General features: G+C 65.2%; 23 protein-coding genes. 7 read left to right on the top strand and 16 right to left on the bottom strand.

Annotation, left to right across the window (positions count from 1 at the left end):
* Positions 1-134 precede the first annotated feature (134 nt).
* A complete protein-coding gene (locus tag JOE41_RS15325; RefSeq protein WP_011690711.1) occupies positions 135-1,658 on the top strand; it encodes a sodium:solute symporter in 1,524 nt (507 codons plus the stop codon).
* A 6-nt stretch (positions 1,659-1,664) separates the two neighbouring features.
* Here JOE41_RS15325 and JOE41_RS15320 read toward each other — a convergent pair whose 3' ends face one another.
* Positions 1,665-2,021 (bottom strand): hypothetical protein, encoded by a 357-nt coding sequence (locus JOE41_RS15320; RefSeq protein ID WP_209752834.1) that lies wholly within the window; start codon positions 2,019-2,021, stop codon positions 1,665-1,667.
* Between the two features lie 259 nt (positions 2,022-2,280).
* Between JOE41_RS15320 and JOE41_RS15315 the strand changes: the two genes are divergently transcribed.
* Both JOE41_RS15315 and JOE41_RS15310 read left to right on the top strand, forming a co-directional pair.
* On the top strand, positions 2,281-3,444 hold the full coding sequence (locus JOE41_RS15315; protein ID WP_011690709.1) for a VIT1/CCC1 transporter family protein: 1,164 nt from the start codon (positions 2,281-2,283) through the stop codon (positions 3,442-3,444).
* Positions 3,444-4,352, top strand: coding sequence for a matrixin family metalloprotease (locus JOE41_RS15310; RefSeq protein WP_209752833.1), 909 nt, complete (start codon positions 3,444-3,446; stop codon positions 4,350-4,352). The genes JOE41_RS15315 and JOE41_RS15310 overlap by 1 nt, the downstream gene beginning before the upstream one ends.
* A 10-nt stretch (positions 4,353-4,362) precedes the next feature.
* Here JOE41_RS15310 and JOE41_RS15305 read toward each other — a convergent pair whose 3' ends face one another.
* The 5 genes from JOE41_RS15305 to JOE41_RS15285 all read right to left on the bottom strand — a co-directional run bounded on the left by JOE41_RS15305 (position 4,363) and on the right by JOE41_RS15285 (position 9,181).
* Positions 4,363-5,496: an LOG family protein gene (locus tag JOE41_RS15305; protein ID WP_209752832.1), complete on the bottom strand. Its 1,134-nt coding sequence runs from the start codon at positions 5,494-5,496 to the stop codon at positions 4,363-4,365.
* Between the two features lie 16 nt (positions 5,497-5,512).
* Positions 5,513-6,286: an SDR family NAD(P)-dependent oxidoreductase gene (locus tag JOE41_RS15300; protein WP_209752831.1), complete on the bottom strand. Its 774-nt coding sequence runs from the start codon at positions 6,284-6,286 to the stop codon at positions 5,513-5,515.
* A gap of 38 nt (positions 6,287-6,324) precedes the next feature.
* Complete coding sequence (locus tag JOE41_RS15295) at positions 6,325-7,707, bottom strand: MFS transporter (RefSeq protein WP_156810610.1); 1,383 nt, start codon at positions 7,705-7,707, stop codon at positions 6,325-6,327.
* 229 nt (positions 7,708-7,936) lie between these two features.
* On the bottom strand, positions 7,937-8,644 hold the full coding sequence (locus tag JOE41_RS15290) for a FadR/GntR family transcriptional regulator (RefSeq protein ID WP_209752830.1): 708 nt from the start codon (positions 8,642-8,644) through the stop codon (positions 7,937-7,939).
* 48 nt (positions 8,645-8,692) lie between these two features.
* Complete coding sequence (locus tag JOE41_RS15285; protein WP_209752829.1) at positions 8,693-9,181, bottom strand: SRPBCC family protein; 489 nt, start codon at positions 9,179-9,181, stop codon at positions 8,693-8,695.
* Between the two features lie 40 nt (positions 9,182-9,221).
* Between JOE41_RS15285 and JOE41_RS15280 the strand changes: the two genes are divergently transcribed.
* The 3 genes from JOE41_RS15280 (at position 9,222) to iolB (ending at position 11,941) form a co-directional block, all read left to right on the top strand.
* Positions 9,222-10,055, top strand: coding sequence for a gamma-glutamyl-gamma-aminobutyrate hydrolase (locus JOE41_RS15280; RefSeq protein ID WP_011690702.1), 834 nt, complete (start codon positions 9,222-9,224; stop codon positions 10,053-10,055).
* Between the two features lie 157 nt (positions 10,056-10,212).
* Positions 10,213-10,953 carry a GntR family transcriptional regulator gene (locus tag JOE41_RS15275; protein ID WP_011690701.1) on the top strand — a complete coding sequence of 247 codons (741 nt, stop codon included), beginning with the start codon at positions 10,213-10,215 and terminating at the stop codon, positions 10,951-10,953.
* Between the two features lie 85 nt (positions 10,954-11,038).
* Positions 11,039-11,941: a 5-deoxy-glucuronate isomerase gene (gene iolB, locus JOE41_RS15270; protein ID WP_209752828.1), complete on the top strand. Its 903-nt coding sequence runs from the start codon at positions 11,039-11,041 to the stop codon at positions 11,939-11,941.
* Between the two features lie 91 nt (positions 11,942-12,032).
* On the opposite strand, the gene JOE41_RS15265 is transcribed toward iolB, so the two are convergent.
* From JOE41_RS15265 to JOE41_RS15240, 6 genes are all read right to left on the bottom strand, one after another.
* On the bottom strand, positions 12,033-13,067 hold the full coding sequence (locus tag JOE41_RS15265; RefSeq protein ID WP_209752827.1) for a Gfo/Idh/MocA family oxidoreductase: 1,035 nt from the start codon (positions 13,065-13,067) through the stop codon (positions 12,033-12,035).
* Positions 13,064-14,170, bottom strand: a complete 1,107-nt coding sequence (locus JOE41_RS15260) for a Gfo/Idh/MocA family oxidoreductase (protein ID WP_209752826.1) — start codon at positions 14,168-14,170, stop codon at positions 13,064-13,066. The genes JOE41_RS15265 and JOE41_RS15260 overlap by 4 nt, the downstream gene beginning before the upstream one ends.
* 30 nt (positions 14,171-14,200) lie before the next feature.
* Positions 14,201-15,118 carry an ATP-binding cassette domain-containing protein gene (locus tag JOE41_RS15255; RefSeq protein ID WP_011690697.1) on the bottom strand — a complete coding sequence of 306 codons (918 nt, stop codon included), beginning with the start codon at positions 15,116-15,118 and terminating at the stop codon, positions 14,201-14,203.
* Positions 15,119-15,131: 13 nt separating this feature from the next.
* Positions 15,132-16,181, bottom strand: a complete 1,050-nt coding sequence (locus JOE41_RS15250) for an ABC transporter permease (RefSeq protein ID WP_209752825.1) — start codon at positions 16,179-16,181, stop codon at positions 15,132-15,134.
* 54 nt (positions 16,182-16,235) lie between these two features.
* Entirely contained in the window at positions 16,236-17,231 is a 996-nt protein-coding gene (locus tag JOE41_RS15245) for a substrate-binding domain-containing protein (protein ID WP_209752824.1), read from the bottom strand.
* Positions 17,232-17,480: 249 nt separating this feature from the next.
* On the bottom strand, positions 17,481-18,704 hold the full coding sequence (locus JOE41_RS15240) for an MFS transporter (RefSeq protein ID WP_209752823.1): 1,224 nt from the start codon (positions 18,702-18,704) through the stop codon (positions 17,481-17,483).
* 164 nt (positions 18,705-18,868) lie between these two features.
* Between JOE41_RS15240 and JOE41_RS15235 the strand changes: the two genes are divergently transcribed.
* Entirely contained in the window at positions 18,869-19,318 is a 450-nt protein-coding gene (locus tag JOE41_RS15235; protein ID WP_209752822.1) for a MarR family winged helix-turn-helix transcriptional regulator, read from the top strand.
* A gap of 67 nt (positions 19,319-19,385) precedes the next feature.
* On the opposite strand, the gene JOE41_RS15230 is transcribed toward JOE41_RS15235, so the two are convergent.
* The 4 genes from JOE41_RS15230 to JOE41_RS15215 are packed head-to-tail and all read right to left on the bottom strand — an operon-like array spanning position 19,386 to position 23,720.
* A complete protein-coding gene (locus tag JOE41_RS15230; protein WP_374068720.1) occupies positions 19,386-20,834 on the bottom strand; it encodes a sugar porter family MFS transporter in 1,449 nt (482 codons plus the stop codon).
* Positions 20,835-20,844: 10 nt separating this feature from the next.
* Positions 20,845-21,717, bottom strand: coding sequence for a sugar phosphate isomerase/epimerase family protein (locus JOE41_RS15225; RefSeq protein ID WP_209752820.1), 873 nt, complete (start codon positions 21,715-21,717; stop codon positions 20,845-20,847).
* Positions 21,718-21,758: 41 nt separating this feature from the next.
* Complete coding sequence (locus JOE41_RS15220) at positions 21,759-22,772, bottom strand: Gfo/Idh/MocA family protein (RefSeq protein ID WP_209752819.1); 1,014 nt, start codon at positions 22,770-22,772, stop codon at positions 21,759-21,761.
* 36 nt (positions 22,773-22,808) lie between these two features.
* On the bottom strand, positions 22,809-23,720 hold the full coding sequence (locus JOE41_RS15215) for a sugar phosphate isomerase/epimerase (RefSeq protein ID WP_209752818.1): 912 nt from the start codon (positions 23,718-23,720) through the stop codon (positions 22,809-22,811).
* Between the last annotated feature and the right edge of the window lie 22 nt (positions 23,721-23,742).

Here is a 23,742-nt window from a genome sequence, read left to right as displayed (position 1 = left end):
ACCTCGAAACCACGGCATTACCCACAGGGATCTCCCCTGTATCCCCGTCTCTCCAGCAGGCAGATTCCGGCATCGCCAAGGCGCCGCCCGCGGATTCCTGCCCTGCTGCCACTACGCTCCAAGGAGCCATCAACATGGACGCAAACTTCGTCAACATCGCCATCGTGGTGGTGTACCTGATCGCCATGCTGGCCTTCGGCTGGTGGGGCAAATCCCGCACCAAGAACAACAGCGACTTCCTGGTGGCCGGCCGCAGGCTTGGCCCCTTCCTCTATACCGGGACCATGGCGGCCGTTGTCCTCGGCGGCGCCTCAACGGTGGGCGGTGTGGGCCTCGGCTACAAGTTCGGCATCTCCGGCATGTGGCTCGTGGTGGCCATCGGGTCCGGAGTGCTCCTGCTGAGCCTGCTCTTCGCCGGCACCATCCAGAAGCTGAAGATCTACACGGTGTCCCAAATGCTGACGCTCCGATACGGCAGCCGCGCCACCCAGACCTCAGGAATCGTGATGCTGGCCTACACGCTGATGCTCTGCGCCACCTCCACCGGGGCCTACGCCACCATCTTTGTGGTGCTGTTCGGCTGGGACCGCGCCCTCGCCATCGCCGTTGGCGGGGCGATCGTCCTGGTGTACTCCACCATTGGCGGCATGTGGTCCATCACCCTTGCGGACCAGGTCCAGTTCGTCATCAAAACGGTGGGGATCTTCCTCCTGATGCTCCCCTTCACGCTTAATGCAGCCGGAGGCCTGGACGGCATCCGCAGCCGCGTCGAGGACAGCTTCTTCCAGATCGACGGCATCGGGATCCAGACCATCATCACGTACTTCGTGGTCTACACCCTCGGCCTCCTGATCGGCCAGGACATCTGGCAGCGCGTCTTCACCGCCAAGACGCCCACCGTGGCACGCTGGGGCGGCGCAACAGCCGGCATCTACTGCATCCTTTACGGTGCGGCCGGCGCCCTGATCGGCCTGGGTGCGCGAGTGGCCCTCCCGGAGATCGACGTCGCAAACCTCGGCAAGGACGTTGTCTATGCCGAGGTGGCCCAGAACCTGCTGCCCGTCGGCATCGGCGGACTGGTGCTCGCAGCAGCCGTAGCGGCCATGATGTCCACCGCCTCCGGCGCCCTGATCGCGGCGGCAACCGTGGCCCGTGCCGACGTCCTTCCGTTCGTTGCCAGCTGGTTCGGCAAGGACATCAACACCGATGACACCGACAACCCCGAGCACGACGTCAAGGCGAACCGCATGTGGGTCCTTGGCCTTGGCATCGTGGCCATCCTCATCGCCATCATCACCAAGGACGTCGTGGCAGCCCTGACCATCGCCTACGACATCCTGGTGGGCGGACTCCTGGTCGCGATCCTTGGCGGACTCGTCTGGAAACGGGGCACGGGCGTGGCCGCGGCGGCATCCATGGCGGTAGGCACGGTGGTAACACTCGGCACCATGATCTACCTGGAGATCAATGCCGCGGCGCCGCTGGACGGCATCTACGCCAATGAGCCGATCTATTACGGCCTGCTGGCGTCAGGCATCGTCTACGTGGTGGTGTCCGTGGCAACCAAGCCCACCGACCCCCGGGTCATGCGGAACTGGCAGGAGCGCGTCGCCGGCAACGTCGACGAAGAAGAGCCGGCTCCGGCTCTGGTCAACTAACACCGGTCAATTAACGCCAGTCAACTGATCCCGGCAAAACAATGCACGACGCCGGTGCCTCCCCTCCGCGGGGAGGCACCGGCGTCGTTCGTTTAAGGGATCGGTTGTATAGGGATGGGAGCCCTCACTCGTTTTCCTCAGGCTCTCTAGGAATTCTTCCCCGCCCAGGGGCACCACGGGTTTCTCATCGCCCAGGAAATCGTCCTCGCCCAGCGGAACAAGACGACCGGCCTCTTCGAGCAGTTCCTCTTCCTCCGTCTCTGCTGCGTCGTCGATGGGAGCGTCATCGGCAAAATCGTAGGCGGGATCGGATTCGAGGGTGTCCCGTTCCGGCTGGATGGGGTGTGATCCGTTCGTGTCCATGGTGCAAACCTCCGTCTCTGGTTATGCGGCCAGGGGTGGGGCTACGGAAGCACCTGCCCTGGCAATCATCACAGCACCGGCATGCGGCCCGGTCAATAGCCCGTCAAAACACCTCCGCCGAAGCCATCGGTTGGAGGCCACATTTGAGGGCCGCCTAAACTTCCGGGTGAGGAATGCCGGCCGAAAATCCGCGTAAATCCGCGGTACGCTGGATCTGCAATGGGGCCGAAACCATGCCCCATCTAGCCCAGGAGTGTCCGTGTCTCAGCACGCTAAATCTGACCATGATCGCGCCCTTCCCGCCGACCGTACGGCAGCAGGCGCACCCGAAACACCCGAAGGCAGCGCAACCCCGGCCGACATTAAGCGGTGGCGCCAATACCTCGCCGACGAACGGGCCGAGGCCCGCGTTTACCGCGAGCTGGCCCAGAACCGCAGCGGCGAGGAGCGGGACATCCTTCTGGCCCTGGCCGAGGCAGAGGGTCGACACGAAGCCCACTGGCTCCAGCTCCTCGGGGATCACGCAGGGAAGCCACGGCAAGCGTCCCTCCGCAGCCAGCTACTGGGATTCCTCGCCCGGCATTTCGGTTCCGTGTTCGTCCTGGCCCTGGCGCAACGCGCCGAGGGCCGCTCCCCCTATGCTTCGGACCCGTCGGCCACGCCCGCCATGGTCGCCGACGAACAGATCCACGAGGAAGTAGTCCGCGGGCTCGCCACCCGCGGCCGCAACCGCCTGGCGGGTTCCTTCAGGGCTGCCGTGTTCGGCGCGAATGACGGCCTGGTCAGCAATCTTTCCCTGGTCATGGGTATGGCTGCGTCCGGCGTCGGCAGCCAGGTGGTTCTCCTGAGCGGTGTGGCCGGACTCCTTGCGGGCGCATTGTCCATGGGCGCCGGCGAATTTATCTCCGTCCGCTCACAGCGGGAGCTCCTGGCCGCAACGCGGCCCACCCAGATCACCCTGTCCGCTGCCCCGCGGCTGGACCTCGAGCACAACGAGCTGCTGCTGGTGTACCTGGCCCGCGGCATGTCCCGGGAAGCCGCCGAACACCGCGTGGCGGAACGCACGGGCATGCTGGATTGCGACTGCGACCCCAGCCTGTCGCTCCAGCCTGAACTCCCCGACGCCGAGGACCAGCACGAAGCCGTGGGCACGGCGTGGAGTGCAGCGGCATCGAGCTTCTGTTTCTTCGCCTCCGGCGCCATCATTCCGATCATCCCGTTCGTCCTTGGCATGACGGGCGTGGCGGCGCTTGCCGTTTCCGCCGTTCTGGTGGGGATGGCCCTCCTGCTGACCGGCGGCGTCGTCGGCCTGCTGTCCGGCACCTCTCCGACCAGCCGCGGTTTCCGGCAGCTGGCCATCGGCATGGGCGCGGCCGCCGTCACCTACCTCCTCGGAATGGCGTTCGGCGCGGTGGTGGCCTAGTGGAGGGTCCGCAACCGCGGCAACGCCGGCCGAGGCATGCGGGCCGGCTGGGCACGCCGGCCCGGATCCTGCGCACAGCGGCACTCACCGCCTTGATCGCCGCGGCAGCTTTCACGGCGGCCGGGCTGTTTTACGGAGATCCCCGTGTTGTGGGGCTTTTCCAGTTCCGCAACAGCAATGTCCCCGACGGACAGGCCGCGGAGCAGCAGCCGGGGGTCGTCGCGGAGAGTGTCAACGCGGACGCGCCTCCCCCGGGGCTCGAGGAAGCGGACTCCCCCTTGGGAACGGCGGAGGAACCGCCCTCACGCAGTGATTCCTTCAAGTTCCTGGCCACGAACGACGACGGGACGCCCGTGGGCTATTCACCCTGCCGTCCGCTGCACTACGTCGTCAATGCCGGGCTGGCGCCCGCGGGTGCGGAAGATCTGGTGGAAAACGCCATTGGCACGATTTCGCGCGCCACGGGTATCCGGTTCATCTACGACGGACCCTCCACCGAAGCACCCGCCGAGGAACGCGACCCCTACCAGCCCGAAACGTATGGCGAGCGCTGGGCGCCGCTCCTCATCGCGTGGACCACCCCGGAGGCCGCACCGAAACTGAAGGGGCAAGTGATCGGCACCGGAGGCAGCACCCACTACAGCTTCGACGGCGGCCCGAAGACCTTCGTGACCGGCAGCCTGGACCTCGACGCCCCGCAGATCACTGGCGAACTCGAGCGACCGCAAGGCTCTGCCTACGCCACGGCCGTGATCCTGCACGAGCTGTCCCATGTAATGGGGCTGGAGCATGTCGATGACCCGCGGCAGCTCATGTATCCGGAGATCGGTACTCCGGAGGGCCTTGCCGCCGGCGACCTCAACGGCCTCTACCAGCTGGGCAAGACCACCTGCCGCAAGGACCTTTAGCCCGCTGCTGCTAACCCGCCACGATGCCGAGGGCTTCCTCCACCGTGTCCACCAGGAAGATCCTGTCCGCCATGGCGTTTCCCGAGGCAAGGCTCTGCAGCAAAGGCCAGGCAGGATAGCGGCGCTGCCAGTGTTCGCGGCCCACAAGGACCATGGGCGTGACGGTTTCCGAGGCACCGTAGTAGTTCTCGCAGGCGTCCTGGAAGATTTCCTGCAGGGTGCCGGCGGACCCGGGTAGGAAGATCACACCGCCGTCGCACAGCTCCAGCAGGATCGCCTCCCGGATGGCGTTGGCGAAATACTTTGCGATGTGGGTGGCGAAATAGTTGGGCGGCTCATGCCCGTAGAACCACGTGGGAACCCCCAGCGACGGACTGCCGTCCGGATAGCGTTCGACGACGGCAGCAGCCGTCCGCGCCCACGCGGACACAGAGGGCCGGAACCCCGGCACGGCCTCCAGCTGCGCCAACGCTGCGTGGAAGTCCGCGTCCGGCAGTTCGCTCAGATACGCGCCCATGTTGGCGGCCTCCATGGCGCCCGGTCCCCCGCCGGTGGCCACTACCCGTCCGCTTCTGGCAAGAAGCCGCCCGGCGAGGGCGGCTTCCTCGAAGGCCGGCGTTCCCCGCCCCGCCGTATGGCCGCCCATCACACCCACCATCGGACGGCCCCGGCACACTTCGGAGCGTGTCAGCTCATCAAGGGCGTCACCGATCGAGTGGTCATGCAGTGCAGCCGCGAGCGTGGCGTCCAGCCGTTGCCGCTGGCCGGGCCGGATGCTCCACTGGTAGATCCGGGCGTCCAGCGTTGATTCGTATCGGCCGCCCGGCGGACCGAAGTAGAGCTCCTGCGGCGAGTAGAGCTGCCCGCGGTAGGGATTGAAAGGCACGGTTTCCAGCTTGGGAAAGATGAGCGCACCCCGGCTCCGGAGCGAATCCTCTACACCCTCCTCGAAAGTGCAGCCCAGGAAGATGGCACCCTGCGCGTCCATGGCTTCCAGCGGAGCGGTGCGGCCGCGGAGGTCCAGGGACTGGGCATGCCAGCCCCGCATGCTGCGGACCCCCGCGTCCACCAGCCGGTCGAAGTTGTCCAGGCTTTCAACCTCAAGGGTTCTGGGGCTGGGCCTCAGGCTGCGGGCGGCGTTCATGGAGCCAGCCTAGTGGTCAGCTGACCTGCAGTCCCCCGTTGATGTCATACGTGGCGGCGGTGATATAACCGGCATCCTGACCGAGCAGGAAAGAGATCAGGGCGGCCACTTCCTCACGGGTTCCCACCCGTCCCATCATGATGCCCTCTGACATCTGGGCCTTGCGCTCGTCGGTCAGGGTGCCGCCCATGATATCGGTGTCGATGGGGCCCGGTGCGATCGCATTGACGGTGACGCCGAACTCGCCAACTTCCCGGGCAAGGGCACGGGTGAAGCCGATGATTCCGGCCTTTGAAGCGCTGTAGGCCACCTTCGAGTAAGTGCCGCCGCCGCGCTGGGCGGAAATAGAGGAAATGCTCACAATGCGGCCAAGCTTGCGCTCGATCATTCCCTTGAGGACTCGCTGGGACACGATGAAGGTGCCGCGCATGTTGATGGCGAAAACCTTGTCCCATTCCTCCACGGTGGTTTCCATGAAGGTGGTCGGCGAGCTGATGCCTGCCAGGTTTGCGAGTGCGACGATGGGCGGCAGCGATTCTTCGATTTCGCTGATCGCACGGTCCACCGAGGCGGCGTCGGAAACGTCGGCGCCCACTCCGATGGCCTTCACGGCGCGGTTGGAGCCGATCTCGGCAGCCGCGGCCTTGGCGTCCTCGGCATTGATGTCCAGGATGGCGATTGACCAGCCTTCGCTGGCCATCCGGTCCGCAGCTGCGCGGCCGATGCCGCGGGTGGAAGCTGCCCCTGTCAGGACGACGGTGCGTTCGGCGGGAAATGAGGTGGTTGTCATGGTGTGTCTTTCGTCGGGATTCGTTGGTGTTCGATCGGTCAGGAGCGGGCTTTGGCCGGGTCTGCGTTCACCGCTGCTGCGGCGGCAACTGCGGGATCCAGGGCGGCATCACCTTCCGGCCGCTTCCGGGCGTAGAGGTAGGTGGCCACCGCCGTGACGCACAGGCAGAAGGACAGGAAGAGCAGGCCGCTCTGATTGTTGCCTGTGGCGTCTTTGAGCATGCCGACGGCGTACGGTGCCACGAACCCGCCAAGGTTTCCCAGGGAGTTGACCAGGGCCAGCCCGGACGCGGCGGCTGCACCGGTGAGCGCCGCGGACGGCATGGACAGGAACGGGGCGATGGCTCCGTAGATCCCCATGGCGGAGACCGTGAGGGCAATCAGGGCCAGGACGGGGTTGACCGGGAGCAGGTACCCCGCCGCAAGGAGGCCCATACCGGCGAGAACCATGCTGACGGCGGTGTGCCAGGCGCGCTTTCCTGTCCGGTCCGCCCGCTTGCTCCAGAAGTACACAAAGACCGCGGCGACTGCGTAGGGAATGAAGACGATGAATCCCACTTCTGCCGTGGAGAACTTGCCGAGGGCGGCAACAATGGTGGGCATCCAGAGGCCAAGGCCGTAAATGCCGCAGACCAGGCCGAAGTACAGGGCGGAGTAGACCAGCGTGCGCTTGTCCTTCAGGCCGGCCAGGAAGTTGTGTTGTCCACCCTTGGACTTGGCAGCTAGTTCGGCTTCCATGGTGGTGGCAAGCCATTCGCGCTCGTCCGTGTTGAGCCACTTGGCGTCCCGCGGCCGGTCGGTCATGAGGATAGGGGTCAGCAGGCCCAGCAGGATCGCGGGGATGCCTTCGATGATGTAGAGCCACTGCCAGCCTTGCAGGCCGAGAATTCCGTCCATCTGGAGCAGCAGTCCGGACACCGGAGCGCCGAGTGCGTTGGAAACGGGCTGGGCCAGGATGAAGATGCCCAGCACGGTGACGCGTTGCGCGGCCGGGAACCACAGGGTCAGGTAGAACAGGATGGCGGGGAAGAACCCGGCCTCGGCCGCACCCAGCAGGAACCGGATGATGTAGTAGGTGCTTTCTCCGTTGACCAGGCACATGGCCGTGGCGAAGATGCCCCAGGTGATAAGGATCCGGGCAAGCCACTTGCGTGCGCCGAAGCGGTACATTCCGGCGTTGCTAGGCACTTCCAGCAGGGCGTAGCCCAGGAAGAAGATGCCTGCACCAAGGCCGTAGGCAGCAGCGCTGAGCCCAATGTCCTCGCTCATGGTGAGTTTTGCGAAGCCAACGTTGTTGCGGTCAAGGTAGGCAACGAAGTAAAGCAGGACGATCAGCGGCATAACGCGGCGGCGGACCTTGCGAAGCGTGCGCTCACCGAGCTCGCCGAGCCCTGCGGGCCGCATGGAAAGTGAAGTCATCATCGACCTTCTGTCTGACGGAGGCGGCACTTGGACAGTGGCGCGGTCCGATGGAGATGTGGGGGTTTCCGTCGTGCGACTAGGCAAGTCTGATGTCTGACATCTGACGGAAGAACATGAGAAAGATCATAGAAGCGTGATCTGGGTTACGTCAAGCCACGGCGGATGAACCTGGAGTGGTGCGGGGTCTGCCCGGCTGAGGGATGCCCCCCCCCTTTAGGGGTGGGCCGTGTCAGGACTCGGAACGGTGGACGTAGCGTTCGTAGTCGCGGTACGTCTGGTCCATGTGTTCGTCCATGGTCCGCCGTGACAGCTCGGCGTCGCCACTGAGGATGCTGTCCATGACCTTCTGGTGGTACTCGATGGCATGAACCTGGATTTCGGGTACCGCCGAGGTCTCCCGCCTGGTCATGTAGAGCAGCTGGCCCAGCTGCGCGAACAGGGCCCGGACAAACGGATTGCCCGAGGCCTTCAGCACTGCGTCATGGAATGCGATGTCCGCTTCGACAAAGCGGTCCAAATCGCCGGACTCGTGGAAACGCTTCATTGCCGTGATGCACTCCCGCATCTGTTCGGCGTGCTCAGGGGTGTGCCGCTTGGCGGCCAGGGAGGCCGCACCCGTTTCCACCATGCGCCGCATCTCGATCAGCCCCACGGAGACTTGGTCAGCGCCGTTTCCGTGCGACGCGGCTTTGAAGATCGCGTCCAGCCCGGTCCAGTTGTCCGAGGGATTGACGAACGTTCCCCGGCCGGCCTTGACGTAGAGGATGTTCTGCGCCCGCAGCGCCTTAAGCGCCTCGCGTACGGTGAGCCTGCTGACATCGTAGGCCTTCGCGATGTCCGCTTCGGGGGGTATGGCATCGTGCGGCTTCAGCCTGCCGTCGAGGATGTCGTCGAGCAGGCCGTCGACAAGATCGTCAACGAGTGTCCTGCGACCCATCCTGGCTCCTGCCTTTAGTCATGCCCGCCGCTGCGGGTGCTTTCAACATTACTGTTGAACGCGTTCCGGATCAGCATCATGGCCCGAAGCGGCAACATACTGGTCCAGCTTTGCCAGTGTGGCGTCCAGGTTGGCGGGGTGGCGGCGCAGGTAGCCGGCCAGCCGAAGGAAGAACTTCCCCCGGACCTGCCTGGCATCCCATTGCTCGGTAACCAGCGTGCCCGGGATTCCGCGGGCGTCGGTGGAGGGTTCCAGCACATAGCGCCACACGTGGCCAAAGAAATGCCGCCAGGCGATGCGCCGGCCCTCTTCGAACTCGCAGACCGTGTTGAGGATCTTGTAGTCCACCATCATGTTCATTTCCATGCCGAACCTGGCGCCGGCTGACAACCTCTCCGGACCGCGCGGCTGCGCCGCTTTCACGGTTTCAGACCCGTCGATCACGCTGTGCAGGGCAGGCGTAGCCAGGACCTCGAAAACGGCCTCGGGCCCGGCCTGGATGAAGCGCTGGCGGGACACAAGGTATCTGTTGTTCATCCGGCAAGCCTAACCGTTTCGGCCTGTTGCAGAATGAGTCATGCGCATTCCTCCCCTTAACCCGCCCGCCCGGCCGCGGATCGGAATCCCGGTCCGACTCAGCAGCTCCCGGGACCCCGACCCGCGGGTCGGGGAAGCCAATGAACTGTTTGAGTACATCGTGGAGCTGGTCCGCGACGGCGGCGGGGAGCCGGTGCTGCTGACGACACATTCCGACGGCGGCCGGCTGGCCGAAACGCTCAAGGGGCTTGACGGCGTCGTACTCCCCGGTGGCGGAGACCTCGATCCGCGGCACTACGGAGAAGAGCAGACGGCGGAGTGCTATGACGTGAACCCCGCACAGGATGAACTGGACCTCGCGGTTGCACGCGGGAGCCTTGACGAAGGGCTGCCGCTGCTGGGGATCTGCCGCGGACACCAGGTCCTCAATGTCCTCTACGGTGGAACACTGGTGCAGGACATGGCGGCCGGTCCCCTGACGCACCACGAGCCCGCAGCAGGCGGGGCGGCGGCGGACGGCGCCGAGGGAACGGCGCCCGGACCCTGGGCCTGGCACGACGTCGACATTCTCCCCGGCTCGAAGGTGGGGCGGCTCTACAGCAGGGACGGCGGGGCTGACGGCCTGACGGTGAAGATCGCCTCGGGACACCACCAGGCGGTGGCCCGCGTAGCGGACGGGCTGATCGTAACGGCCGTCGCCGGCGACGGCACCGTGGAGGCGCTGGAGGATCCCGCTCGCTGGGTGGCATCCGTTCAATGGCATCCAGAAGTCCTCGAGCTCCCGGCCGAGGACCGCGTCGCGCCCTTCCGGGCGTTCGTGGACGTGTGCCGCAACCGGCCGCTGCCCGGCCGGGCAGCGGCGCCTGGCGACTAGCCCCAACCCGGACGGCACCCCGTTGCCGCTCCTTGGCCACCGTAAAACAGCCTGCTATTATCGTCAAAAAGGCAGTATGTCCTATCAAGAGAACATACGCTGACATACGCGGGCCCTCCGGTACCCTCGGAGGTCGCGGAGCACAAGGGAGCGCTCAGTGGCGAATCAACTTAATCTCAGTATCGACCGCTCTTCTCCGGTGCCCCTTTACCACCAGGTGGTCCAGGGCATCGAGTCCGCCATCCACACCGGGCTGCTTCCCCCGGGCAGCCGGCTGGAAAACGAGATCGACCTTGCTGCCCAGCTCAACCTGTCCCGGCCCACCATGCGCAAGGCCATGGACGAACTGGTGCGTTCCGGGCTCCTGGTGCGCAAGCGCGGCGTGGGGACACAGGTTGTGTCCAGCCAGGTCCGGAGGCCGCTGGAGCTTTCGAGCCTCTACGACGACCTCACCAATAACGGAAGCAAGCCCACCACCGAGGTGCTGAGCTTCTCCCATATCGAAGCCGATGCTCCCACGCGCGAAGCCCTCCAGCTTCCCGCCGGCGCCAAGGTCTACCACTTCACCAGGTTGCGCAAGGTGGGCGGCAAACCGCTGGCCCTGATGGAAAACTGGGTCCGCGACGACATCACCCCCATCGACGAAGCCCAGCTGGAAGCCCAGGGCCTGTACGCGATCCTGCGCAATGGCGGCGTGAACTTCCGGCTGGCCTCGCAGCGCATCGGGGCCATGGTGGCCAATGACTACCAGGCGCCGCTGCTGGATACGCAGCCAGGCCTTGCACTGGTGACCATGGAGCGCACCGCAGTGGATGACACGGGACGCATGGTGGAGACCGGCCACCACGTCTACCGCGGCGACTCCTACAGCTTTGAAATGACCCTCGTCCAGCGCTAGGCACCAGCCTCCTGCCCGAGCGCTAGCCGCTGCCTCCTGCCCGTCCGGCCGGGCTGGACTCCCCCACTAACGAAAGAGCAACCCTATGGCCAACTGGGTATATCCCCTGGGTTCCGCCGCCGACGGCAGCTGGGACATCTCGCTGGGAACATCCGATTCCGCGCTTGACGTGAACGGCTGGACCCACACCGGACTCAAAGTGGCGACGCTGCCGGCGGGCGCCGCCGTCGACCTGCCTGCCGCCGGCGAGGAACGGATCGTGGTTCCGCTCAGCGGTTCCTTCACCGCCACGGTGGACGGCGAAGACTACCGGCTGGCTGGCAGGGCCAGTGTTTTCCACGGCCCCAGCGATGTGCTGTACACAGGCACGGAGAAGGCTGTCACCATCAGTTCTGCCGACGGCGGCAGGGTGGCGGTCGCAACGGCTCCCGCGAAGACGTCATACCCGACCCGGCTCGTGACCGCCGCCGAGACTCCCGTGGAACTGCGGGGTGCCGGCAACTGCTCACGGCAGGTCCACAACTTCGGCACCCCGGCCGCGCTGGAGGCCGACCGCTTCATCGTCTGCGAAGTCATCACCCCGGCCGGCAACTGGTCCTCGTATCCCCCGCACAAGCATGACGAGGAAAAAGACGGCGAAACCAACCTCGAGGAAATCTACTACTTCGAGACCCGCGTAGCGCCGGACGGTCCCGCCCCCGGCTCAGGCGTGCAAGGCGACGCCATCGGCTACCAGCGCGTCTATGCCTCCGACGACCGGCCAATCGATGTGTCGGCTGAGGTCCGCACCGGCGACGTCGTCCTGGTTCCGTACGGCTGGCACGGGCCCGCGATGGCCGCCCCGGGGTACGACCTGTACTACCTGAACGTGATGGCCGGCCCCGGCCCCGTCCGTGAGTGGCTCATCAGCGACGACCCGCACCACGGCTGGATCCGCCAGACCTGGGAGGGCAAGGACGTGGACCCGCGGCTGCCCTTCACCGCCTAAAGACGAGACGAGGCCCCTGACCGGTTCAACCGGTCAGGGGCTTCTTCGTCTGCCAGTGGGCGCTATGGGCCGGGGCCAGCGTCCGCCGGGGTTAGCGGGCCACATTCTGTGCCACGCGAACCGGAACGCCCGTCGCCAGCGATTCCTGGGCGGCGTCCGCAACGCGGGAGGCAGCCACGGCGTCCTCTGCCGTGCACGGGTTCTCCCGGCGGCCCAGGATTAGCTCCACGAAAGCCGCCATCTCGGAGCGGTACGCCTGGTCGAAGCGTTCAGCGAAGGTCTTGTGCGGCTCGCCCGCGGGGAAGTGGACGCCGGTTTCGGCCGATGCCAGCGCCGTCTTGTCATCCAGACCCACCATCAGCGAACGGCGCGAACCCTGGATTTCGAGCCGGACGTCGTGGCCTGCCCCGTTGTACCGGGTGGCGGAGACCGTCCCGACCGTGCCGTCGTCGAACGTTACCAGCGCGAGCGCGGTGTCCACATCCCCCACTTCGCCGATCGCCGGGTCGCCGTTATTGGAGCCCCTGGCGTACACCTCGACGATCTCCCGGCCGGTCAGCCAGCGCAGGATGTCGAAGTCATGGACGGAACAGTCCCGGAAGAGGCCGCCGGAGCTGGCAAGGAACTCCACCGGAGGGGGTGCCATGTCGCACGTGACGGCCCGTAGCGAGTGGATCCAGCCCAGCTCGCCGGCCTGGTAAGCGCGCCGTGCTTCAAGGTAGCCGGCGTCGAAGCGGCGCTGGTGCCCGATCTGCACCACGCCCTTCCGGTCCCGGATGTAGTCAAGCACCTTCAGGGCATCCGCCACATTCAAGGCCACCGGTTTCTCGCAGAACACCGGGATGCCGGCATCCACGCCTGCCTTGATCAGTTCCGGGTGGGTGGCAGTCCCGGTGGCAACGACCAGTCCGTCCAGCCCGGAGGACAGGAGTGCCTCCACCGAGGGAAGGAACTCGGCGCCGAGCCCGGCCGCCACGGTCCGCGCATGCTCTTTCGCGACGTCGGTGAGCCGGAGCCTGACGTTGATGCCCTCCGCGTTGAGGACCCCGTTCAGCGCGGCGATGTTGTTGGCGTGCATGACGCCGATCCGCCCTACTCCGACCAGGCCAAGAATGACGTCCTTCATGCTTTATCCTCCGCATAATCGGCTGTTGATGCTGCCACGGCCGCCGGGGCGCCCAGCTTGACTGAGTCGATGCAGGCCAGCGCCATCGCCAGCGCACGCCTGGCGTCGGCGGCCCCCGGCCTGAGCGTAAAGGCGGACGACGACGGCGGCACGCCGTCACGCCGTGCGCGCACCGCGTCGGCGAAATCGGCGAGTTCATCCGTGTAGGCCTGCCTGAACAGTTCGACGTTGAGCCGCGGTGTATCGGCGGACAGTCCCTCGGCGGTGTAGCGGCGGGCTGCGGTCTCCGTGGCACGGCCGGCCTGGACCATTCCCTTCGAGCCGAAAACCTCCCCGCGGATGTCGTATCCGTACAGTGCGCTGAAGTTTGCTTCCGCCACGGCTATGGCTCCGTTGCTGTAGCGGATGGTGACTACTGCTGTGTCCAGGAAGCCCTGATCACGGAGGCCCGGCTCCACCAGGGCGTCCGCGACCGCGTAGACCTCCACGGGCTCGGAGCCTTCGTTGAACCAGTTGAGCGTGTCGAAGTCATGGATCAGGGTTTCCAAGAAGATGGTCCATGCCGGGACCCTGGCCGCGTTCGGGATATTTCCGTTGCCGGGGTCGCGCGTCAGCGAACGCAGGAGCTGCGGCGTGCCGGCAACGCCTGCGGCAAGGTCTTTCTTGGCGGCCTGGAAATCCTCCGCATACCGGCGGTTGAACCCGATCTGGAAGTGCACGCCCGCCGCTTCCACCGCGGCGAGTGCGGCGTCCAGTTCGTCGAGCCCCTGGCCGGCGGGTTTCTCGCAGAAGACGTGTTTTCCGGCGGCGGCAGCCTGCGCGATGAGGGAGGAGTGGAAGCGCGCCGGGCTCGCGATGATCACGGCGTCGATCTCCGGATCCGCCAGGATGTCCTCGGCGTTGGGCGTCACCTTGACGGTGCCCAGGGAGCGGGCCAAAGCTTCCGCGGATTCAACGTTCGGGTCGGCGATGGCCGCGAGGACGGCGCCAGGGACGCGGCGGGCGATACTTTCGGCGTGGAACGCCCCCATCCAGCCGGAGCCGATGAGTCCGATCCGTACTGGGGCCGGGACTCCGGCGGGATTCAGGGTGACGTAGGCCAAGGGGCTGTCCTTTCAATTGGTCTCGGCAGTTCAGCTGTAGGCCTTGCCGGTGGTCTGGGCCACCTCGGCTACTTCGCCTTTGACTTCCTTCACGACGTCGCCGTGCCCACCAAGCTGTTCCAGTTCGTGCGCGAGCTCGGCCAGCTCCGCGCCGCCGGCCATCTGGGCGGTGAGTTCGTCGAGGGTGATGTCCTTCTTCTCGTAGTAGCCGATCGACTTGCCGCGCTTGAGCAGGAGGAACCGGTCCCCAACCGGGAAAGCGTGGTGCGGGTTGTGGGTGATGAAAATGACCCCCAGTCCGCGGTCGCGGGCCTGCAGGATGTAACGGAGCACCACGCCGGACTGCTTCACTCCGAGGGCCGCCGTCGGCTCGTCAAGGATCAGCACCTTCGCGCCGAAGTACACGGCCCGTGCGATCGCGACGCACTGGCGTTCACCGCCGGAGAGCTGGCCGATGGGCTGCTCCACGTCGCGGAGGTCGATGCCCATCTCGGCGAGTTCGTGCTTGGTGATGTCCTTCATTTTCTCGACGTCCATGCTTTTGAACGGGCCAAAGCCGGAGGTCAATTCCGAGCCGAGGAAGAAATTCCGCCAGATCGGCATCAGCGGCACCACGGCGAGGTCCTGGTAGACGGTGGCGATGCCGACGTCGAGGGCGTCGCGAGGGGAGGTGAACTTCCGTTCCTCCCCCATGACCTTCAGGGCGCCCTCATCGTGCTGGTGCAGCCCGGCGATGATCTTGATCAGTGTTGACTTGCCGGCGCCGTTGTCGCCCAGGACGCAGGTAACGCGGCCATTGTCCACGGCCATCGTGACGTCGGTCAGGGCGACGATGTTGCCATAGCGTTTACCGACCCTGTCCAGCGAGAGCAGATGCACCGGAGTGTGCGTCAGCGGGTCGGTTTCGTTCTGGAGCAGGGTCTGCTGGTCAATCTGTTTGGCATTCATTTCTCCGGCCCCTTTACTTGAGCTCTGCGCGGCGCTTGACGATGAGATTGACGATGGTGGCCAGCAGCAGCATCAGGCCGAGGAAGAACTTGAACCAGTCCGGATTCCACTGCGCGTAGACGATGCCCTTGTTGGCCATGCCGAAGATGAACGCGCCGATCGCGCCGCCGATCGCCGAGCCGTAGCCGCCGGTAAGGAGGCAACCACCGATCACCGCGGCGATGATGTAGAGGAACTCGTTGCCCACGCCTTCACCGGACTGTACGGTGTCGAAGGCGAAGAGGTTGTGCATACCCAGGATCCAGCCGCAGAAGCCCACGGCCATGAACAGGCCGATCTTGGTGGCCTTGACCGGCACCCCCACGGCACGGGCCGCGTTCGCGTCGCCGCCGACGGCGAAGATCCAGTTCCCGACCCGCGTCCGCATCAGCACCCAGGTGGCCACCGCGACGAGGGCGAACCAGATGAACACGGTGATTTTGACGTCGACCCCGCCGATGGTCACCGAGGATGCGAACACCGCCCGGGCCGAGGCGAAGCCGTCCATGTTGGAGATGGAGGGTGAGGAGACCGAGCCGCCGATCAGGCGGGTCAGGCCCAGGTTCAGGCCGGTCAGCATCAGGAACGTGGCCAGGGTGACGATAAAGGAGGGCAGTTTGGTCTTCATCAGGATCCAGCCGTTGATGAAGCCAATGCCCAGGGAGACCAGCAGGGCCAGGCCAACCCCCACCCACACATTCGTACTGAAGTACCAGCTGAACAGCGACGCCGTCAGCGCCGAGGAGATCACGGCGACACCGGTGGAGAGGTCGAACTCCCCGCCGATCATCAGCAAGGACACCCCGACCGCCATGATCCCGATCGTGGAGGAACCGTAGAGGATGGTCGCCAGCGCGTTGGGCTGGGTAAACGTCGGGGAGACCAACGCGAAGAAGATGAACAGGACGATGGCACCCACCAGGGCACCGACCTCGGGACGTCCGAGGAGCTTTTGGAACGGACTGCGCTTGGCGACGCGCTCATCGGGCGCCGCGGGCTTTGGCTTGGTCTGAGTGACGGTCATGATAATTCTCCTTGCTGCCGGGGCCGGCGTGAACCGGCCCCGGCCAGCGGGCTGTTAGCGGATACCCTGCTCGGCGAACTTCAGGACATCGGCCGCATTTGACTTGTCGACGATCGCGGGGCCGGTCAGGACGGGCTGGCCGCCACCGATACTGAAGCCGCCGCGCTTGTTCTGCCACAGCGCGTCGACTGCGCCGTATCCCTGCAGCCACGGCTGCTGGTCCACGGTGAACAGAACTGCACCATCCACAATCTTCCGGGAGAGATCCGCGTTCAGGTCGAAACTTGCCACCTTGGCCGAACTGCCCGCGTCAGTGACCGATTTGAGGAGCGTCAGCGTGATGGGAGCCCCGAGGCCGATGATGACGTCGGCCTCCTTGGAAGCCTGGAGCTTGGCGGTCGCGGTGGACTGGACGGAGGTCATGTCCTTGCCGTCAACGTAAAGGATCTCCGTTCCGGGCACCTTCGCCTTGACACCAGCGCACCGTGCTTCAAGTCCGACGTGCCCCTGTTCCTGTATCACGCAGATCGGATGCTTGAATCCGTCCGCGGCGAGCTTGGTGCCCACGGCCTGACCGGCGAGCTGCTCGTTGGAGCCGAAGTGCGTAAACGCTCCCAGCTGCGCCGAGACACCCTCGCCGGCATTGAGGCTCACAATCGGGATGCCCGCGTCGGCGGCCTTCTTCAGGACATCTTTGAGGGCTTCGGGCTTGGCGAGCGTGACCGCGATGCCGTCGACCTTCTGATCTATTGCCTGCTCGATGAGCTGAGCCTGACGCCCGGCTTCGGGGTCGGACGTGTAGAGGAGTTCAACGTTGTCCTTCGCCGACGCTTCCTCGGCACCCTTGCGGACGATGTCCCAGAAGGTATCACCCGCGGCCGCGTGGGTAATGAGAGCCACCTTGATGCGGTCCGTGCTTGCGGCCTGGCCACCACCTGCGCCGCCACCCGTCTCGGCGGGCTTTCCTCCGGTGCTTGAACACGCGCTCAACGCCATCATCGGCACTACCACCGCAACAAGGGCTGCCTTGCGCCAGGAAAAATTAGCCACCTGAATCTCCTTTGATCTCAGTTTCCGGGCTGCCACTCTGCAGCCGCCGGAGCACTGTCTACCTCGATCATGGTGATTGGGCCCACTAATGTCAATAGTTTGTCCTGACATTAGGATGTTTTAACCTGAAATCGCATTTATTGGCATGGAAATGCCGGGGGTGACGGGCAATTCCGTCACCCCCGGCAGTCCAATGCGAGAGCCCCAGGCCGCGCCGGCAAGGTTGGCGGCGAGGGTCACCGTGGATGCCTAAACGCCGACGGGCGCCCCGGCAGCAGCAGGCGCGGCGGCCGCCGTCGTGCGATTTTGATCCTGCCGCTTGGCTTTCGCCGCGGCGAAGGCCATCACACCGAGGCCCAGCAGTGTGATCCCCGCGCCGGCCCAGATTGGCGAGGTGTAGCCCAGGCCTGCAGTGATGGTCACGCCGCCGAGCCAGGCGCCGAGGGCGTTGCCGACGTTGAAGGCGCCGATGTTGGCGCCGGAGGCCAAAGTGGGCGCACTACTGGCATACTTCATGACGCGCATCTGGAGCCCCGGGACAGTGGCGAAGCCAAAGCCGCCCATCAGGACCATGGAGGCGATGGTGAGGGGCTGGTTGCCGGCAGCCAGGGCGAAGGCCACCAGGATCACCACCAGCGCGGCAAGGACAACCAGCAGCGTGCGGTCCACGTTCCGGTCGGCCGCCTTCCCGCCCACAGTGTTTCCGATGAACAGCCCGACGCCGAAGAGGATCAGGAGCCAGGGCACGGTGGAAGCCGCGAAGCCGCTGACCTCGGTGAGGGTGTAGGCGATGTAGGTGAAGGCACCGAACATGCCGCCGTAGCCGAGGATGGTAACAAGGATGGACAGCCACACCTGGCCGGACCGGAAGGCCCGCAGCTCGCCGCGGAGCCCGCCGGAGGCAGCCTGGGCGGCAGCGCGGCCAGGGCCGGTACGGGGCACCAGGATCAGGATGCCCGCCAGTGCAAGGACGCCGATGCCCGTGATGGCCCAGAAGGTGGAGCGCCAGCCGGCGGCCTGGCCGAGCATGGTGCCAAACGGGACGCCGAGGACGTTGGCAGCAGTAAGGCCGGTGAACATGATGGCGATGGCGCCGGCCTTCTTGGTGGGGGCCACCATGTCCGCGGCAACAACCGCCCCAATGCTGAAGAACGCGCCGTGGGCCAGGGCGGCCACAATCCGGCCGATCATCATCATGGAGTAGTCGGGGGCGATGGCGGAGACCAGGTTGCCGGCAATGAACAGCACCAGCAGGACGGCCAGGACCGGCTTGCGTTCGAAGCGCGTTACGGCTGCGGTGAGCAGCAGGGCGCCGACGACGACGGCGAGCGCGTAGCCGGAGATCAGCCAGCCGGCCGTCGCCTCGCTGACACTGAAGTCAGCGGCAACCTCGGGCAGCAGGCCCATGATCACGAACTCGGTGAGTCCGATACCGAACCCGCCGAGGGCTAGGGCTAACAGGCCAATAGGCATGGCGGAGCTCCTTCAAAACTGTACTGAATGGGGTAGGGCGCGTAAGCTAATAGTTGCAGACGCGTTATTTATTGTTGCACAAGCAGATACCACGCGCAAGCAACTATTATTTGTTATGCCCGCACTACTGTCCGCGGGGTACACGATTCGAAGGGAAGTACACGATGGGCATCAAGGACGACGCCGTTGAAGTCCGCGCGCAGGGATGGCGGACCCTCGCGGCCCTGCACGGCCTGATCGAGTCGGAGCTGGAACGCTCGCTCCAGGCCGAAGCCCAGCTGTCAGTCGTCGAGTACACGGTGCTCGACGCCCTGAGCCGGCAGGACGGCTGGCACATGCGCATGCAGCAACTGGCCCGTGCCACCGCGCTGAGCGCCAGCGCCACCACGAGGCTGGTGAACAGGCTCGAGGACCGCGGCCTGCTCACGCGTATCCTCTGCGCGGACGACCGCCGCGGCATCTACACCGAACTGACAGAGAGCGGCATCAAGCTGCTGGAGGAGGCGCGGCCCACCCACGACGCCACGCTGGAACGGGCCTTGGCCGAGGCGCAGGAGATCCCGGAGCTTGCCCCGCTCGTGGACGCGCTGCCGAAGCTCCACGCCCACGCGTAGGCACACAAGGCAAAAGCCCCGCGCCGCGCTGAAGCGCGCCCGCGGGGCTTTCCTGCTGTAGGGACGCCTACTTCACTGCGGCAGCGTTTTTGAAGAAGTGCTCCAGGTCCTCAAGGCTCTTGTCCTTGGTCTCCGGGACCACACGTTTCACCCACACGATGGCCGCCAGCTGGATGGCTACGAAGATGAAGAACGTCGTTGAAACACCGATCGAGGCCACCATCTGCGGAAAGGAGAATCCGATCAGGAAGTTGATCATCCACAGCACGAACACACAGATCCCCATGCCGATGCCGCGGACATGCAGCGGGAAGATTTCGGACATCGTCAGCCACGTCACCGTGCCGATGCAGGACTGCATGGAAGCCAGGAACGTCACCATGAACAGCAGCACCAGATAGCCGCGAACGATGCCTTCCGGGACCAGCATGGAAATCAGGCCAATGGCCAGCAGCGAAGATGCCGTGCCTACCAGGCCCACGATCAGCATGGACTTCCGGCGCACCTTCGTCATTAGGGACATTCCGACAATGACGGCGACCACGGAGGTGATGCCGTTGACGACATTGGCCAGCAGGGCACCCTGGTCCCCGAAGCCTGAACTGGAGAGGATCGAGGTTCCGTAGTACATGATGGCGTTGACGCCGCTGATCTGGTTGATGACCGCCATGCCCAGGCCCACCACGAAGATCCTGCGGATCCATGGCACGGTGAGGTCCCGGAACGTTCCAAGCTTGGATTGGTAGTCTTCCCGGGCCGCCTGCCGCACCTCATCGAATTCCGTGGAAACTTCGGCCGGGGCACGCGTCTTGCGCAGCACTTCGAGGACCTCGCCGAAGCGTCCGGCCGAGGCCAGCCAACGGGGGCTTTCGGGCAGGAACAACATGCCGAACCAGAGAACGACGGCGGGGAGCGTGGCGATCACCAGCATCCAGCGCCACACATGGGACGCCTCGGGGAAGGCGTTGCCCAGCACAGCGTTGAAAGTGAACGCCAGGAACTGTCCCGTGACGATCATGAGCTCATTCTGCGTGACGATCCGCCCGCGCTGGGCTGCCGGCGACATTTCCGCAAGATACACAGGAACGATTACCGACGCGCCGCCCACCGCAAGGCCCAGGACTGTCCGGGCTGCCACCAATAGCTCCGTCGTGGGTGCCAAGGAACAGGCGATCGTAGAGAGCGCGAATATGATTGCAAGCGCCATAATCGTCCTGCGGCGGCCGAAACGGTCGGACAACCGGCCGGCAGTGATGGCACCAAAGGCCGCGCCGAACAGCAGGGTGGACGTGACCAGGCCTTCAGTCAACGGCGTCAGCCCGAGATCGCGCTGCATGAACGGCAGGGCACCGTTGATCACACCGGTGTCGTAGCCGAAGAGCAGGCCGCCGAAGGTCGAGAACAGTGCTACCCGCCGCATGAATCCCCTGGGATTGGGAGCCGCTGCAGCAGAACCTGCCGGGCCGGCCAGTGACCGGGTCGAAGTACCGGGGAGTGTTTTTTCTGTTTGCTTCATAGGGCGGCCGTCACCGGGCTGTCGCGATGTAGTTGTTCATTGTGACCAGCTGGTAGCGGGAAACCTCCGCGGCGTTCTCGTCTTCAGCGAAGACGCTGGACACCATCACGGTGTCTTCACGGTCCAGGAAGCCGATTTCCTGCAGGCCGCCGAAGAATTCCTCCCAGTTGACGTCACCGTCGCCGATTTTCAGGTGCTGGTGCACGCGGACCGGGTTCCCGGGCGGGTTGGTGATGTAGCGCAGGCCGTGCGAAGCGTGGTGGTTCATGGTGTCTGCCACGTGGACCAGCCGGAGCTTGTCCCCCGCAGCGCGCATGATGTCCAGCGGCGCGTTCTTCATGTGGAAGCTGTGCGAGGCCACGTAGACCAGGCCCACGTTCTTGGAATTCAGGCCGCGGATGACGCGGATGGCAGCCAGGCCTTCCTCCACGAAGTCGTCCGGGTGCGGATCGATCAGGAGGTCCAGGCCTTCGCGTTCGATGATGGGCAGCAGCTCCTCCATCGAACGGTAGAAGGCGCGCTCTGATTCCTCGGCCTTCTCCGGGCGTCCGCTGAATTCGGTGTTGATAGTGCTGACGCCCAGGTCCACGGTGATCTGGATGACGCGCTTCCAGTAGCGGACGGCGGCTTCGCGGGCATCCTCGTCCGGCCCGGACCAGCGGAGCACAGGCAGGACCGAGGCGATCTCGATCCCCACGTCCTTGCAGGCCTTGTTGAGCTTGCCCACCAGTTCGTCGTCGGCCTTGGGGTGGTTGTAGAACGGGATGAAGTCGGCGTGCGGGGTCATCTGCATGTACTTGTAGCCGAGGTCCGCCACCACCCGGGGAAATTCGAGCAGGGTGTGCGAGTGGTGGAACGGCGTTGGATCAAGTGCGATTTTCACGGGGAACACTCCATGGTGGGTGAGTCAGTTGTCGAACGGGCTCAGCTGTAGAGGGCCGGCCTGGCGTTCAGCTTCACGGCCACCTTCTCACCGTTCTTCTGTGCTTCCACGCCGGCTTCACAGCATGCCGCGGTGGCGTAGCCGTCCCAGGCGGTGGGGCCGCCGATTTCGCCGCGGAGTGCCGCGTCCACCCAGGACTGGATCTCGACGTCGTATGCCGCGCCGAAGCGCTCTTCGAAACCGGGGGTGACATTACCGCCCCAGCGGCCGGCGCTGCGGGTGTAAGGGCCCTTGTCGCCGCCGATGCTGACGATGCCGTCTTCGAAGGATGCCTGCGTGGCCACCTCATAGCCGAACTTGGCGTTGACGAAGATCTCCACGTCCGCCAGGACGCCTGACTCGGTTTCCACCAGGACGTGCTGGGGATCGTGCTGGCCGGCCGGGGCGTTCTTCGTGGCCTTGCCCAGGCGGACCTGGACGCTGGTGATTTCCTCGCCGGTGAAGAACCTGATGGCGTCGAACTCGTGCACCACCGAATCGTTGATCAGCATCTCGTTGGTGAAGCCCGGGGGCGTGGTGGGGTTGCGGTGCTGGTGGTGCAGCATCAGTAATTCACCCAGCTCGTGGTCGCGGATGACCTGTCCCAGGGCGGCGTACTCGGCGTCGAAGCGGCGCATGAAGCCCACCTGGATGCGCTTGTGGCCCAGCTTTTCCTCGGCCTGGACGATCTTCCATGCTGATTCGGCGTCGGGGGTGAGCGGCTTCTCGCAGAGGATCGGGATGTCCCTGGCGAGGGCCTTGAGCAGGATGTCCTCGTGCAGGAAGCCTGGCGTGGCGATCAGGACGGCGTTGACGTCCCCGTTGTTCAGCGCCTCGTCGGCATCGGCCAGGGCCACTGCGCCCGGGATGCCTTCGACGGCCGCCTGTGCGCGGGCAAGATCAACGTCGACGACGGCGGCAACTTCAGCGCCGTGGATCCGCTTGCTGAGGCGCTGGATGTGGTCAGCGCCCATGCGGCCGGCGCCGATGACGGCGACGCGAAGGGTTTCAGTCATTGTTCTTTCCTTACGTTTCGAGTGCCTGGGCGGCTGTTAGTTGACTGCCGTGCGGGAACCGCAGGACAGCAGGTAATTGCGGGTGCGCTTGGCGATGGGCATGGGGACGTCAAAGGCCACCGGATACATGTCCTGTTCCACGATGCCGAAGATAGGGCGGTTCAGCGCCTCCACCGCTTCGATGACGGCGCGCAGGTCCGGCAGCCCGTTCGGCGGCTCGGTCATGACGCCGGCCAGGTTGGCTGCCGCCCAGGTCATGTTTTCCTCGTTGACCTTCTTGAGGATGTCCGGGTTGATCTGCTTCAGGTGCAGGTAGCCGATGCGGTCCGGGTAGTTCTTGATGAGTTCAAGGCTGGAGGCTCCGCAGTATTCGGCGTGGCCGGTGTCCAGGCAGAGGTTCAGGTACTTGGAGTCCGTGGCCGCCAGAAGGGTTTCGATATCCTCCTGGGCTCCGACGTGGGAGTCGGCGTGGGAGTGGAACTGCTGCTTCAGCCCAAAGTCCTCCAGCAGGGTCTTGCCCAGCCGGTTGTGGCCGGCGAACAGATCGCTCCAGGCCTTCTCGGTCAGCTGGCCGCTTTCCACTGCTTCGCCGGTGACGTCGTCGCGCCACATGGCCGGGATGACAACGATGTGTTCGCCGCCCATGGCCGCCGTGAGCTCGGCGACCTTGCGTGCCGGCTCCCAGGCGGTCTCCCACTCGTCCAGTCCGCGGTGGAACGCGGTGAAGACCGTTCCCGCGGTGACTTTCAGGTCGCGCTGCTTGAGCTCCTCGGCCAGCCGCGCAGGGTTGTTCGGCAGGTAGCCGTAGGGGCCAAGTTCGATCCACTTGTAGCCGGACTCGGCCACCTCATCGAGGAACCGCTCCCACGGGGTCTGCTTGGGGTCATCAGCGAACCAGACGCCCCAGGAGTCCGGCGCGGTGCCGATGATCAGTTTGTTCTCAGTCATGACAGCAATGTCTTTCTGCTGG

It is taken from the genome of Arthrobacter sp. PvP103, assembly GCF_017833075.1.
GTDB lineage: Bacteria > Actinomycetota > Actinomycetes > Actinomycetales > Micrococcaceae > Arthrobacter.
The sequence above is the reverse complement of the archived record's forward strand: the minus strand, read 5'-3'. Positions and strand labels throughout refer to the sequence as shown.